At 61.0% G+C, this 12,341-nt stretch carries 17 protein-coding genes; 11 read left to right on the top strand and 6 right to left on the bottom strand.

Annotated elements, in window-relative coordinates; translation table 11 throughout:
• Window positions 1-10: 10 nt before the first annotated feature.
• From DRB19_RS18145 to DRB19_RS18115, 7 genes are all read left to right on the top strand, one after another.
• Entirely contained in the window at window positions 11-406 is a 396-nt protein-coding gene (locus DRB19_RS18145; RefSeq protein WP_114187437.1) for a phage holin family protein, read from the top strand.
• Window positions 403-804, top strand: a complete 402-nt coding sequence (locus DRB19_RS18140) for a DUF3618 domain-containing protein (protein WP_114187436.1) — start codon at window positions 403-405, stop codon at window positions 802-804. The genes DRB19_RS18145 and DRB19_RS18140 overlap by 4 nt, the downstream gene beginning before the upstream one ends.
• 21 nt (window positions 805-825) lie before the next feature.
• Complete coding sequence (locus DRB19_RS18135; protein WP_114187435.1) at window positions 826-1,602, top strand: hypothetical protein; 777 nt, start codon at window positions 826-828, stop codon at window positions 1,600-1,602.
• A gap of 267 nt (window positions 1,603-1,869) precedes the next feature.
• Window positions 1,870-2,226 carry a response regulator gene (locus DRB19_RS18130; protein ID WP_114187434.1) on the top strand — a complete coding sequence of 119 codons (357 nt, stop codon included), beginning with the start codon at window positions 1,870-1,872 and terminating at the stop codon, window positions 2,224-2,226.
• A 24-nt stretch (window positions 2,227-2,250) separates the two neighbouring features.
• Window positions 2,251-3,309, top strand: coding sequence for an apurinic/apyrimidinic endonuclease family protein (locus tag DRB19_RS18125; protein WP_114187433.1), 1,059 nt, complete (start codon window positions 2,251-2,253; stop codon window positions 3,307-3,309).
• A 201-nt stretch (window positions 3,310-3,510) separates the two neighbouring features.
• Window positions 3,511-3,963, top strand: a complete 453-nt coding sequence (locus DRB19_RS18120) for a response regulator (RefSeq protein WP_114187432.1) — start codon at window positions 3,511-3,513, stop codon at window positions 3,961-3,963.
• A gap of 181 nt (window positions 3,964-4,144) precedes the next feature.
• On the top strand, window positions 4,145-4,465 hold the full coding sequence (locus tag DRB19_RS18115; protein WP_114187431.1) for an SWIB/MDM2 domain-containing protein: 321 nt from the start codon (window positions 4,145-4,147) through the stop codon (window positions 4,463-4,465).
• 12 nt (window positions 4,466-4,477) lie between these two features.
• On the opposite strand, the gene DRB19_RS18110 is transcribed toward DRB19_RS18115, so the two are convergent.
• Window positions 4,478-5,095 carry a hypothetical protein gene (locus tag DRB19_RS18110; protein WP_114187430.1) on the bottom strand — a complete coding sequence of 206 codons (618 nt, stop codon included), beginning with the start codon at window positions 5,093-5,095 and terminating at the stop codon, window positions 4,478-4,480.
• Between the two features lie 111 nt (window positions 5,096-5,206).
• On the opposite strand from DRB19_RS18110, the gene DRB19_RS18105 reads away from it, so the two are divergent.
• Together DRB19_RS18105 and DRB19_RS18100 are read left to right on the top strand one after the other, a co-directional pair.
• The gene (locus tag DRB19_RS18105; RefSeq protein ID WP_114187429.1) at window positions 5,207-6,070 is read left to right on the top strand and encodes a D-amino-acid transaminase; all 864 of its coding nucleotides are present in this window, start codon (window positions 5,207-5,209) and stop codon (window positions 6,068-6,070) included.
• 50 nt (window positions 6,071-6,120) lie between these two features.
• Window positions 6,121-6,450, top strand: coding sequence for a hypothetical protein (locus DRB19_RS18100; RefSeq protein ID WP_114187428.1), 330 nt, complete (start codon window positions 6,121-6,123; stop codon window positions 6,448-6,450).
• A 3-nt stretch (window positions 6,451-6,453) separates the two neighbouring features.
• On the opposite strand, the gene DRB19_RS18095 is transcribed toward DRB19_RS18100, so the two are convergent.
• The 3 genes from DRB19_RS18095 to DRB19_RS18085 form a co-directional block, all read right to left on the bottom strand.
• Window positions 6,454-7,473 (bottom strand): coiled-coil domain-containing protein, encoded by a 1,020-nt coding sequence (locus DRB19_RS18095; RefSeq protein ID WP_114187427.1) that lies wholly within the window; start codon window positions 7,471-7,473, stop codon window positions 6,454-6,456.
• A 64-nt stretch (window positions 7,474-7,537) separates the two neighbouring features.
• The gene (locus DRB19_RS18090) at window positions 7,538-8,140 is read right to left on the bottom strand and encodes a DUF1134 domain-containing protein (RefSeq protein ID WP_114187426.1); all 603 of its coding nucleotides are present in this window, start codon (window positions 8,138-8,140) and stop codon (window positions 7,538-7,540) included.
• A 181-nt stretch (window positions 8,141-8,321) separates the two neighbouring features.
• Entirely contained in the window at window positions 8,322-9,143 is an 822-nt protein-coding gene (locus tag DRB19_RS18085; RefSeq protein ID WP_114187425.1) for a 3'(2'),5'-bisphosphate nucleotidase CysQ family protein, read from the bottom strand.
• 171 nt (window positions 9,144-9,314) lie between these two features.
• On the opposite strand from DRB19_RS18085, the gene chpT reads away from it, so the two are divergent.
• Window positions 9,315-9,956: a histidine phosphotransferase ChpT gene (chpT, locus tag DRB19_RS18080; protein WP_114187424.1), complete on the top strand. Its 642-nt coding sequence runs from the start codon at window positions 9,315-9,317 to the stop codon at window positions 9,954-9,956.
• Window positions 9,957-10,170: 214 nt separating this feature from the next.
• Here the strand turns inward: chpT and DRB19_RS18075 are convergent, their stop codons facing one another.
• Window positions 10,171-10,608 carry an EamA family transporter gene (locus DRB19_RS18075; RefSeq protein ID WP_114187423.1) on the bottom strand — a complete coding sequence of 146 codons (438 nt, stop codon included), beginning with the start codon at window positions 10,606-10,608 and terminating at the stop codon, window positions 10,171-10,173.
• 87 nt (window positions 10,609-10,695) lie between these two features.
• Window positions 10,696-11,397, bottom strand: coding sequence for a response regulator transcription factor CtrA (ctrA, locus tag DRB19_RS18070; protein WP_114187467.1), 702 nt, complete (start codon window positions 11,395-11,397; stop codon window positions 10,696-10,698).
• Between the two features lie 516 nt (window positions 11,398-11,913).
• On the opposite strand from ctrA, the gene DRB19_RS18065 reads away from it, so the two are divergent.
• Window positions 11,914-12,318: a flagellar export protein FliJ gene (locus tag DRB19_RS18065; protein WP_114187422.1), complete on the top strand. Its 405-nt coding sequence runs from the start codon at window positions 11,914-11,916 to the stop codon at window positions 12,316-12,318.
• The last annotated feature ends 23 nt before the right edge of the window (window positions 12,319-12,341 follow it).

Raw genomic sequence — 12,341 nt, 5'->3', positions numbered from 1 at the left:
GGAGACGCACATGACAGGCAACAACAATCAGACCATTCAGGGCCTCGTCGCCGAGGCCCTACGCGAGTCGACGGATCTCGCGCAGAAGGAGTTTGCCCTTTTCCGTACTGAGGTGAGCCAGAACGTTCGAACGATGTTCATCGGTATCGCCATGGTGGTGGGCGCAGCCATCTTCGCCATCGCGGCGATCATGCTGTTCACCGAAGCGCTTGTGAAATGGCTCGCCACGGTCGTCGGTTCAGAAGCGCTCGCCGCTTTGATCGTTGGCGGCGTCCTGGCGGTCATCGCCATCGGCCTGGGCCTTTACGGGCGCAGCGCCATGTCGTCGTCTGCGCTTACGCCGCAACGGACGGTGCGCTCTATCAAACGTGACGCCGAAGTGCTGTCCGAGAGGGTTACGGGATGACACAGAGCCTGCAGGATCTGGAGAAAGACATCGAGCAGAGCCGTGCGAAGCTCGACCTGACGATTGACCGTCTCCAGGGCAAGATGTCGGTGTCGGGCGTCGTGGACGACATGCTGGGTACAGCGCGAAACGGCCCTTACGCTCCTGTCTTCGATAATGTTCTGGAAACCGTTCGGCGAAATCCCGTTCCCGTTATGCTCATCGCTGCGGGCCTTGGACTGCTGGCCTATCGGCTCACCCGAACCCGGCCGGTCGTGCGTCATCATTCGCAACTGGTAACCGAACCGGACGTCGTGGCAGTGCCGGTGGATCCACGGATCTACGATCCAGGCGCTGCGCCTTTCAGTGTGCCGGAGGAACCATACGAGCCTCAGCGCGGCACGACATTCCGCATTTGACGAGTAACAGGAGTCTTCACTATGGCCGATCCCAAGAACGAGCCGGGCAAGAGCCCTTCAACCGATAAGCGCGCCGGAGATACCGGCGCTGGCGCGAAAGTGTCTGCGGGCACCTCGGTCGGAAATATCGGCGAAGCGCCGATGCCGCATGCGCAGGATGCCAAACCCGCCCAGAGTTCGACGCTTGCGTCTCATACATCGAGCCCCCTTGGCGGACAGGGAGCAGACAAGGACAATGCCCGCAACCAGTCCAACAAGGATCAGGGGGCGTCGTCAAAGGCGCAGTCCGGATCGGGATCTGACAAGGGTCAGCAGTCCGGCTCGCAGGCAGGCGGCGTGCGCGGAGCGACCGAGCAGGCCCGTCAGAAAGCCAGCGAGGCTTATGAAGACGCCACCGAATGGGCCCAGGACACCTATGAGCGCGTCTCGAGCTGGGCTTCCGATGCTTATGAAGACAGCGATGGCCGGATGAGACATATGCGAGATCGTTCGACCAGAGCCTTCGGCAACGTTCGTGGCGGTTTCCAGCAATATGTCTCGGACAACCCGATGGTAGTCGGCCTGGTGGGACTTGCGGCAGGCTTGGCCCTCGGGGCGCTTCTGCCGCGAACCCGCCGTGAGAACGAAATGTTTGGCGAATGGGCGGACGAAGTCAGAAATCAGGGACTTCGGTATGCGCGTGACGCGGCGAATGTCGGCCGTGAATACGTCGAGGAAGCGTTTAGCGGAGAAGACCCGCGCTTCAGCCGCCATGAGAGCGAATTGAAACCGGATCAGTCCGGCACGAACCGTCACTGAGCCATATAGAGATCATGAAAAGCGCCGGCTTCGAGCCGGCGCTTTTCATTTGTTCGGAGCCTATAGCGTCCGGCCTTTAGGCCAAGCTCGATGATCGCACGAAATTTTAACCTTGACGATTAAAGTTCGTATCTCCTTTGAGTCTGATGGGGAACTCACATAGGTTAACGCCCGTTCTCTATCTGTTTTTAGATAGTGTTGCGTTCAGCCGGCTGGAACTGTCGGCGCAGTGCTTTCAAACGGACATCATATTGATGGAGTTATGCTGTGCGGGTTCTTATTCTGGAAGACGATCCCTTCATTGGGTTGGACCTGCAAGCCCTTCTCGAGAACGAGGGGCACGAAGTCGTGGGTGTATTCGAATCCCTCGCGGAGGCCCGGGAGCATCTTGAGGACAACTTCGATTACGCGTTGCTGGACATCGATGTCGTCGGTGGGAAATCCTTTGGGATCGCCGCAGAACTCCTCGACCGTCGTATTCCGTTCGCGTTCGTGTCCGCGTCACGTCCGGCGGAGCTTCCAGCCGGGCTGCGCCATGCCGCCTTCATCCCAAAGCCGTTCGAGGAGCGGGCCGTGCTCAACTCGATCGCGCAGGCCAAGCCCAGAAGGGCTCAGGTCCATTAGCGTCTCCTGTCAATAGGCTACAATGTGAGCAGTTCGGTACTCGCGCAGGAGGCCAAGCTCGGCTTTTGCTGCAAATATATTCCAGAACACGGTGATGCTGTTCTGGCTCGCGCATTGAATACCACCACCGTCACGATGGCCTATCTGGCCCGCATCGGGCCAAGCGCTGCGTATGACAAGATTTCCGGCGCCGTGGCCCATAACCTAAAGGCCATCCGCCGACAGATCGAGCATGTGGCGGCTCGCCCGAAGCTTGAGCGCCTGCACCGGCTCTCGAGCGATTTGTTCCCTGGCTACACGCATTCCAGCTGCAAGGCCTTTTACGACGACCCGGACCTGCGCCGTCTGATCGAGGCGGAGCTGTCATCCATCGGCGACTTCGCCCGCTCACAGGACGTGCGGCTCAGCATGCATCCAGGTCAGTTTTGTGTCATCGCGTCCGCCAATCCATCGGCTTTCGAGAATGGCTTGGCGGAGTTCGAATATCATGCCGAGGTCATGTGCCTTATGGGCTATGGCGAAGGCTGGCATCCGCATGGGGCTCATATCAACATCCATGGCGGCGCACGCGCGGTCGGAGCAGAAGGGTTCCGGGAAGGATTGAAGCGCCTGTCCAATGTGGCGCGCAACTTGATCACGGTTGAAAACGACGAAGTCAGTTACGGCCTTGATGATCTCCTGCCCCTTGGGGATTCCCTGCCGATCGTGCTCGATCTTCATCATCACTGGATCCAGAGCCAAGGTGAGTACATCGAGCCGGTCGATCCCAGGATCTGCCGCATCGTCGATTCGTGGCGGGGCGTCCGGCCCGTCAGCCACGTGAGCGTTTCCCGCGAAGACCTGCTCAAGGATTACGATATCTACACCCGTCCCGATTTCAGGCTCCTGGTCGAGGCCGGGATCAGGCCGCGGGATCTACGGGCCCATTCGGACCTGATGTGGAACGAGGCGATCAACGACTTGGTCGCGAGCCACCTAGCCTGGTCGGATTTTGAGGTCGAGGCCAAGCTGAAGAACATCGCCTCGGAAGGCTTGGCGCATCATGTGGAGCGCCGCGCTCAGCAGTGGGCACAGCAGGCCTAGCGCCAACCCCTCGGCTCAGAGCCGCCTGTCGACAGGGCAGCAATCGAGATTGCACCCCTGCTGGGTCCAAGCCCGCTCCCGAATGCTGGCCGGTGGCGAGAGAGGCGAACATTACACAGTTGCGCAAAGAGAGCGCCGCGATAAGGGAACCTACCTGCCGCGCTGGCGTTATCGACCGTTGTATTGTGAGTAGAAGAATTCATGTTCGAGGACCAATCCACAGTTCTTTTGGTCGAAGACGAGCCCCTGATCCGTCTTTTCATCGCAGAGCTTCTTGAGGATGCAGGCTTCCGGGTGGTCGAGGCCGCCAATGCCGCGGAGGCATTGGTGATCCTTGCGGCTGGCCTGAACGTGAACGTGCTTCTGACGGATATCGACATGCCCTTCGGCGGGAGCGGATTCGAGCTGGCTCAAAAGGTCGATAAGTCCTGGCCGGAGATAGAGATTCTGATCATGTCGGGCCGGCAATGGCCCGCTCACGGAGATCTTCCGCCTGGCGCGGCCTTCCTGGCCAAGCCGTGTCCCAACGAGGCGATCGTCTCACACGTCCGTTCTGCGGCGGAACGCACCAAGAGAGCCTGTCAGTCAGGCAATGCCGCTTATCCGCCAGGAGAGGCCGCAGCAAAGATTTTGCCCTTCCCAAAGTCGGCTTGATCCACAGACCTGTCTTGCTGATGGCGAAGAGCGGACATAAGCTCAGCCCAGATTGGCTTTGCCCTCGGTTGCCCGGGTCCTAGGAACATACCCGAAAGTCCGGCCAGGGAAGGCCAATGAACTTTTCACGGCCGAGCCCGCTGCTGTCGAAGAGTATTTCACCCACCCCTCGGAGGAATCCATGCCGACCAAGACCACAGACGGAAAAGCCGGTGCGAAGAAGCCGGCGGCCAAGACCGCCGCCAAATCGGGCGGGGCCAAGCCGAACGCTCTCCAGAAGCCCTTGCAGCCGTCCAAGGAACTGGCCGCCATCGTTGGATCCGACCCGCTGCCCCGCGGCGAGGTGGTGAGCAAGATGTGGGACTACATCAAGAAGAACAACCTTCAGAATCCCGAGAACAAGCGCGAGATCCTGGCGGACGACAAGCTGAAGCCGATCTTCGGCAAGCCGAAAGTCACCATGTTCGAGATGAACAAGCATCTCGCGCAGCACCTGAAGTAAGCCCTCAGGCCCTTAGGAATCCTGCCGCCATTCGACGAGCGGCAGGATATCCGGCTGTTGGCCGGGAGCCACCCTCCACGGATCGACGGCAAATTCGAGTCCGGTCCGCTTTTCGGCAATCACGGCCGTCACGTGCGGATAGCGTCCATCGATGAACAAGCCGCGGGATTGCGGGCGCTCCACCTGGTGGTGTGCCAGCAGCGCCTTCTCCTCCAGTACGAGCAGCAGGCTCGTCGTGTTGGCGGTCTCGTCGACGCAATCCATCTGACCATGCATCCCGGACATTTGCGGCGGAGAGCCCGGCGTATCGGGGGGGCCGCCTAGGGCCTGGGACAGATGGGCCGTATAGGTTTTGACGATCTCACGGATAGCCCGTCTCTCCGCCTCCGGATTGGAGCGCCCCGCCTTGAGAAGGCGGGCGGCGCGTTCGAGCAGCGATTGATCCATGTTCAGCATGAGCCTGCGCGAGCACCCATACCCATGACACGCGATGATGCGCGTATCCGCCGGAGGGACATAACCCTGTTGGAGGAACCAAGATTGCGCCTGCGTCCCTGCTTCGGCCCCCGCCGGCAGGGCGATGGCCGCGATGGACACAAACATCGAAATCAGATGTGGCGTGAGCTTCATGTTGCGGTTACCTATCCCCTGAACAGATCTACCCCTTCAATCTAGATCAGGCGAGCGCCGCGGCCCACTGCCAAGGCCAAGATTAGCCCGGTCGATCTCGTTGGAGCCTTCATGTCCCGCATCGTTTTCCTGAACGGATCCTTCCTGCCCCTCGAAGACGCCAAGGTGCCTTTCATGGATCGCGGCTTCCTGTTCGGGGACGGGATCTATGAGGGCATAGGCGTGCTCAACGGCCGCCTCGTCGACAATGAAGCTCATCTCGAGCGGCTGGAGCGGTCGTTGCGCGAGGTCAGAATTGCGAATCCCTATTCGAGGGCGGAATGGACCCGTCTCGAAGAGGAGCTGGTGCGCCGCAATGGCATGGTGGAGGGCTTCTTGTACTTCCAGGTCACCCGCGGCGTGTCCGAGCGCGATTTCTTCTTCCCGGAGGACGCCCAGCCGACGGTGGCGATGTTTACCCAGGCGAAATCGATCGTGCACGCCCCAGTGGCGGAAACCGGAATTGCCGTGGTGACGGTGCCGGACCTGCGCTGGGAGCGGCGGGACATCAAGGCGATTTCGCTTCTCGCACAGGTTCTCGCCAAGCAGACGGCCAAGGAGGCCGGAGCCCAGGAGGCCTGGATGGTGGAGGACGGGTTCGTGACCGAAGGCGGCTCCTCCAGCGCGTTCATCATCACCAAGGCCGGGGCCGTCGTCGTGCGTCCCCTGTCTCATGCGATTCTGCCAGGCATTACCCGCAAGTCCCTGCTCGAGTTGTCGAAGGAGGAGGGAATTGTTCTCGAGGAGCGCCGGTTCACGGTCGAGGAGGCCTATGACGCCGCCGAGGCCTTTCTGACAAGCGCTTCCAACTTCATCCTCCCGGTGGTGACGATCGACGGACGCCCCGTTGCCGATGGAAAGCCCGGACCTCTCACGCAAAAACTGCGCCAGCTCTACCTCAAGATGGCAGGTGCTCCGGCAATGGCAGCCGAGTAACGCCGGGAACCCTTGCGGTAATGACCCGTTCCTTTTGAAAGGAGCGGTTCATGAAGAGATTTCTTATCGTCCCGATCATGCTGGCAGGCGGTTTGACGGCTGCCTCCGCCCAGAACCCGAGCGTCCTGCAGCAGCAGGCTCCCAACATGCCGGCACCCAACAATATGCCGGCGGAGAAGATCGAGCCGAGGGATCCATCCTCGACAGGCTCGACCGGAACCTTGAGCGACAAGCTCGAGAGGTCGGATGGTGTGATCCGGCCGCCGGTGACTGCGACGCCGGATATGGCGGTGCCGGCCCCCGTGCCGAACCCGGGAACGACTCCAGTCATCCCCGCGCCTGGAAGCCCCGGTGGGGACCAGACCGTCGATCCCAAGTAGGTTTTATTTCGAGCCTGATTTGCGGCGCTTGTTGTTCTGCTGACGAGCGCCGCCGCTGCGCGTGAGCTGGTCTGCGACTTCGGTGATGCGAAGACGCAGTTCCTCGTTCTGGCCCTCGAGCCCGTTCAAAGCCTCGGCCTTGGCCACAGCCTCGTCGCGTTCGGCCTCGATTTCACGAATGCGCTGCTCGAGGATGAGGCCGCGTTCTCGCTCCGCCGTGAGGTTTCGCGCGAGTTCGGCCAGCCTCTGACGCTCGTCGGTCAGTTCGCTGTGACGCTCGCCCAGAGCACGCTCGAAGTCGTTGCCGCGGGCGGTCTGGGTCATCAGCCGGGTTTCAAGATCGGAGATCGTGATGCGCTTGGCGTCGACCTCGCTCAGCGCCGCCGTCAAGCGCCCGTCTACATCGAAGAAATTCATTTCCTGCCGGCTGAGCTTTTCCTCGGTGCGCACGAGTTCCCCGCGCGTCCTGGCAAGGTCCGCCTGAGTGCTGTCCAGCTCCCGGCGGGTATTGGAGAGCTCATCGAGGGTGGAACGGTGTGCGTTTTCGAGCGCCACGAGGGTTTCGCGGCTACCGGCGAGCCAGGTCTTGACCTGCGCCAGCTCATCTTCGGTCGTGGCCAGCTTCTGCTGGGTTGCCGCCAGGTCCGACTGGACCTGGACGATGGACTGGTCGCGCTCCGCAACTGTTCCTTCCAGTTCCTCGATCCGAATGGCCTGCCGGCCAAGTTCGCCCATGCTCTGGTGCTTGACCGCAAGGGCCTCCTCGGCCTTCCGTTCCAGCCGCCTCTGGAGAACAGCGAATTCGGCCCGCAGGTGGTCCTTCTCTGCGGTCAGCTCCGAGATCGACATCGGAAAAAGCGCCTCGGCCCGTCGTCGGGCCAGGCGTTCCGCGCGGGCGTTGATGGCCGGGATGATGAAAAGCGCGATCAGGGTCGCCGCAACGAACCCCAACGCAAAGATCATGATGGTTTCGATCACGCCGACGCAAACTCCAAGATGCCTGACCAGAAAGGGCTCAAGCACCTTGCCTCGTGCCCGCGCAGCTTTCCAGAGCCTTTATGCTCCAGAGAAGCCGTTCTAGGGCATTCTAGAACGGATTCCAGGTCGGCTCGGGGGTGAACTTGAGATAGCCCATGTTGACGCCGAGCCTTGCGCCCACGCCAGTCCGGATCGGCACGACCACCATCTCGTCGGCTTTCGCGGCCGAGACGCCGAAGCCGCCGATCAGATAGGCCGAACCGTCTACGCCGATGAAGCGGCGGTAGAGCGCGTCGGTGCTGGGAAGATTGTAGACCAGCATCATCGTGCGGGCGCCCTCGCCACCCACGTCGAAACCCAGGGACGGACCCTGCCAGAAGATGCGGCGATTTCCGGCATTGCGGGTGAAAAGCTTGCCTTCGCCGTAGCGAACGCCCCCAAAGAACGCCCCTGAGGCTTCCTGGCCGAGAATATAGCCATTGGGCTCACCCCAACGCTGCACCGCTTCCTGTACGGCAAGGGCGAGACCGCGGGACGCGGTGCCGAAGAACTGATGCCCCGACTCGACCAGATCGTTGGAGTTGTAGGAATTGGGGTCGCCCGGATACGGCGCATAGGCGCGCTGGACCCCTTGGGCGGACGCCTCCATGGGGGAGGCGCCGAACAGGCAGGCGAAGATCGCGGCGGCCAGAAGCATATGGCGCGAGCGCATGGGCTATCTCCTCGCATGAGACGCCGGGAACGGCCGGCTCCAGCGTGAAACGGAAGATGTCCAGCCCGTCGGGCTGGGCTTTCCACTGCGCCGCGAGTTTAGGTCCATCAACCCTAACAAAACCTGTACGTCATGCCATTATTGACCCACGGGCAAGCAGAGACCCGACAACCGTGCCGGCCTAGCACGCGACCGGGAGCGCCAGTCTCGGCGCGAGGGCAACATCGCCCAGGGCCGCGAAAGGCCCGTTGAGATAGCCCTTGTCATCATGACCGTAGGAGAGGCGGGAGCCCCCGGGCCCGATCACGCAGCCGCCCGCGCGGCTCAGGATATGGTCGCCTGCCGCCGTGTCCCACTCCATGGTCGGCCCGCAGCGGACATAGACATCCGCCTCGCCGGAGGCGATCAGGCAGAACTTCAGCGCCGAGGACGTCATGCGCCGCGTGCCGATGGACAGGGTGGAGAGACAGGCTTCAGTGGCTTGGTCGCCGTGCCGCCGGCTCACGAGCGCGATCAGGCTGTCTTCGGGAGCAGGCCGGGTCCTGGCTTCCCGCCAGACAATGTCCTGGCCTGTCCCATCCGGGATGTGTCCCGTCAGGGCGGTTTGCCCCGCGATCCAGATCGACCCGAGGGCAGGGGCCGACACAACGGCCGCCATGGGCCTGCCGTTCCTGATCAGGGCGATGTTGACGCTGTACTCCCCGGTGCCCCGGATATAGTCCCCCGTGCCGTCGAGGGGATCGACCAGGAAGAAATATTCGTCCGGGCATACGGTGCTGGCGGTTTCCTCCGCCACGACCGCGATGCCGGGCCACGCCTCGCCCAGGCGCTTGATGATCATTTTCTCGGCGGCCAGATCCGCCAGGGTGGTGGGCGAACCGTCGTCCTTGGTGCGCTTTTCAATATTGCCGGTTTCCATGGCCCGCAGGATCCGCCCAGCCTCCAGGGCGATCTGCGCAAGCCGCAGCGCAATGGCGTCCGTGTCGTTCCCGTCGAGCCTCATGATAGCTTTGTGCCCGTTCGGCCGGGGCCTGTCGACCCCTGGCGGCTTTTCAAAGAACTCATTGCCGGGTATCCCGGTTCACGTTTTCTTTCCTGTTCGGCTCTAATTCATGCCGTCGAAACCTCGATTTCATGAATGCATGGCTGAATCCACGGTCATTCCGGAGCCCTCATGGCCACGATTTCCCTCGACTCGCTCGATCTCGCCGCTCTCCTCTGCTCGCGCGTCTGCCATGACGTGATTTCGCCCGTCGGCGCGATCGTGAACGGATTGGAGGTTCTGGAGGACGACAGCGACAGCTCCATGCGCGAATTCGCGCTCGACCTGATCCAGAAAAGCGCCAAGCAGGCCTCGGCCCGCCTGCAGTTCGCCCGCCTGGCCTTCGGGGCCGCAGGTTCGGCCGGCGCATCCATCGATCTTGGCGACGCCGAGCAGGTCGCACGAGGGCTCTTCCAGGACGACAAGATCTCGTTCTCCTGGTCCGCGCCGCGGCTCCTGTTCCCGAAGAACCGCGTGAAGCTTCTCCTCAACCTGATCATGATCGCCATCACGGCGATTCCTCGCGGGGGTTCGATTTCCGCGAACGTGTCGGGAGATGCGGAAAAGTGCGAGTTCATCATCAAGTCAAAGGGGCTCAACGCCCGCATTCCGGCCCATTCCGAGGCGTTGCTCGCGGGCGATTCCGAGAGCGGCACAGTCGACGCGCACGGCATCCAGGTCTACTACGCCGGTATGGTGGCCCGGGCATCCGACATGACGATCGCCTTCAGCATCGACGGCGATGAGGTGACGATCCGCGCCAAGACGGCTTAGGTGCCGTTTGAAAATGTGAGCATGTTGTTGTCGCGGCCGTTCCGACGGCTCGACGCACTTGTTGCCATGTTACTGGAAACGAATGTGACGCTTGCAAAGTGATCACGCCTCTACCCCCAAAGGTGAGGGCGGGCGCGAGCGGAATCATGGTAGCCGTTTTCACTGCATGTGACGTCGCGTGATGCGTGTCTGATGCATAAGACGCGGGAGGAACTCACGCTTTGAGAGCGACGAGGACAGCGCCCGCCGCGATCAGCGCGACCCCCGTCCAGTTCGCTGCCGACTGGCGCTCACCCAAAAAGAGTACGCCAAACACTGCCACCAGTACGACGCTGAGTTTGTCGACAGGCGCAACGCGCGCTGCATCACCCAATTTAAGCGTGCGAAAGTAGCACAGCCATGATGCGCCGGTTGCGAGACCGGACAGGGCGAGAAACACGTACGTTCGTGCAGACACGGAATTCAGTGGCTGCCATTGCCCGGTTCCGATCAGAATGCCGCCCAGCACGAACACGATCACGACGGTGCGGACGAAGGTGGCGAAATCCGAATTGATCTGTTCAATCCCCACCTTGGCGAAGATTGCCGTCAGCGCCGCAAAGGCTGCCGACAGGAGCGCCCAGAATTGCCACGACGCCAGGACGGATTTCATCATCTGCTCCAGTCACGCTCAGTCAGCCACAAATAACAAAAAAGCCCGGCGAAAGCCGGGCTTTTCTTCAACCAGTGGGACCCGCGATCAGACCGCGATCCGCTCGTCCGATTCGTTCGGCTCGCGCAGCACGTAGCCGCGGCCCCAAACCGTTTCGATGTAGTTCTTGCCCTGGGACGCGTTGGCGAGTTTCTTGCGGAGCTTGCAGATGAACACGTCGATGATCTTCAGCTCCGGCTCGTCCATGCCGCCATAGAGATGGTTGAGGAACATCTCCTTCGTAAGGGTCGTGCCCTTGCGTAAGGAGAGAAGTTCCAGCATCTGGTATTCCTTGCCGGTCAGATGGACGCGCGCGCCGCTCACCTCGACCGTCTTGGTATCGAGATTGACGATCAGGTCGCCGGTCGTGATCACCGACTGCGCATGTCCCTTCGAACGGCGCACGATCGCGTGGATGCGGGCGACGAGCTCATCCTTATGGAAGGGCTTGGTGAGATAATCGTCCGCGCCGAAGCCGAGACCCTTCACCTTGTCCTCCGTGCCGGCCATGCCGGACAGGATCAGGATCGGCGTCTTCACCTTCGCGACGCGGAGAGTCCGCAGAACCTCATAACCCGACATGTCGGGAAGGTTCAGATCGAGAAGAATGATGTCGTAGTCATAGAGCTTGCCGAGGTCGACGCCCTCTTCGCCGAGATCCGTCGCATAAACGTTGAAATTCTCGGATTTGAGCATCAATTCGATGCTCTGCGCAGTTGCGCTGTCGTCTTCGATCAGAAGTACGCGCATGTTTATTCCCCAGCCCTTGCCCTTGAGCCACCGAGCAGCCGACAGCTGCCCATTCGCCACAGGGCCTGTGACGAATGCCCTTTTGAACTGATTCGTAACGCTAGTTCAGAATGGTTAACAAACCCTGATTCTGACATGCAAGCTCTTAACGGCTCGACCTCGACAATCCGTCGTCCAAAGCGCCTGCCCTGTGGATTACATGTTACCATTTCGGACCGCGTTACATCCCTGAAAAGCTTTGTCTGCGAAGCGTTTGAATCGCATTCGGCCTGAACCTTCATGGCCCGCGACCGTGACAAGAGCAGTGTTAACGAAATCAGTAAACGAAAGGTTGACGAAGCTGCTGTGCGAGACCGCTTTGGCAGAGCGGATCAGCCACCGGTTTGTTTTATCAGATATTTTTCTCGTACTTGGTAAGGAAGGCTCAACTTCCATCGGCGATGGTGCTGTCGTCTTAGCGGATAACTGAGCGATCTGCGGGGCACATGAAACAGCGACGTGTGGAGTTCAATCAAGATGAAGTCGCGGGACACGCTCATCCGCCTCAAGCGCTTTCAGGTCGATGACAAACGCCGGAGAGTGGCGCAGATCGAGATGATGATCGCAGAGTTCGACCGCATGGCGGCTGACCTTGATCGAGAGATCGCCATGGAAGAGCAGAAGGCCGGGATCACGGATCCGAACCATTTTGCCTATCCGACTTATGCCCGCGCTGCGGCACAGCGGCGGGACAACCTTCGGCAGTCGGCCGAAAACCTCTATGGCCAGCTCGACGACGCCAAGGCCGAGCTTGGAGTGGCCTTCGAGGAATTGAAGAAAGCCGAAAGTCTCGAAGACCGCGAACGTTCCGCCGAGCGGACCTTGGAACAGGCGACAATCAGCCAGGTTGGACAGCCCCGCGCTCTTCGTGCCTCTGCTTAACGGTTCTTTCTTGTCTGAAGCTT

This window comes from Microvirga aerophila (assembly GCF_003332305.1).
Taxonomy (GTDB): Bacteria; Pseudomonadota; Alphaproteobacteria; order Rhizobiales; family Beijerinckiaceae; genus Microvirga; species Microvirga aerophila.
This window is presented reverse-complemented; position numbering and strand designations above follow the sequence as displayed.

Bases quoted from the DNA above. Each gene is read 5' to 3' on its own strand.
- DRB19_RS18120 (WP_114187432.1), top strand. From the start codon at position 3,511: ATGTTCGAGGACCAATCCACAGTTCTTTTGGTCGAAGACGAGCCCCTG.
- DRB19_RS18085 (WP_114187425.1), bottom strand. From the start codon at position 9,143: ATGAGGCTCGACGGGAACGACACGGACGCCATTGCGCTGCGGCTTGCG.
- ctrA (WP_114187467.1), bottom strand. From the start codon at position 11,397: ATGCGCGTACTTCTGATCGAAGACGACAGCGCAACTGCGCAGAGCATC.
- chpT (WP_114187424.1), top strand. From the start codon at position 9,315: ATGGCCACGATTTCCCTCGACTCGCTCGATCTCGCCGCTCTCCTCTGC.
- DRB19_RS18090 (WP_114187426.1), bottom strand. From the start codon at position 8,140: ATGCGCTCGCGCCATATGCTTCTGGCCGCCGCGATCTTCGCCTGCCTG.
- DRB19_RS18110 (WP_114187430.1), bottom strand. From the start codon at position 5,095: ATGAAGCTCACGCCACATCTGATTTCGATGTTTGTGTCCATCGCGGCC.
- DRB19_RS18100 (WP_114187428.1), top strand. From the start codon at position 6,121: ATGAAGAGATTTCTTATCGTCCCGATCATGCTGGCAGGCGGTTTGACG.
- DRB19_RS18140 (WP_114187436.1), top strand. From the start codon at position 403: ATGACACAGAGCCTGCAGGATCTGGAGAAAGACATCGAGCAGAGCCGT.
- DRB19_RS18145 (WP_114187437.1), top strand. From the start codon at position 11: ATGACAGGCAACAACAATCAGACCATTCAGGGCCTCGTCGCCGAGGCC.
- DRB19_RS18075 (WP_114187423.1), bottom strand. From the start codon at position 10,608: ATGAAATCCGTCCTGGCGTCGTGGCAATTCTGGGCGCTCCTGTCGGCA.
- DRB19_RS18135 (WP_114187435.1), top strand. From the start codon at position 826: ATGGCCGATCCCAAGAACGAGCCGGGCAAGAGCCCTTCAACCGATAAG.
- DRB19_RS18105 (WP_114187429.1), top strand. From the start codon at position 5,207: ATGTCCCGCATCGTTTTCCTGAACGGATCCTTCCTGCCCCTCGAAGAC.
- DRB19_RS18065 (WP_114187422.1), top strand. From the start codon at position 11,914: ATGAAGTCGCGGGACACGCTCATCCGCCTCAAGCGCTTTCAGGTCGAT.
- DRB19_RS18115 (WP_114187431.1), top strand. From the start codon at position 4,145: ATGCCGACCAAGACCACAGACGGAAAAGCCGGTGCGAAGAAGCCGGCG.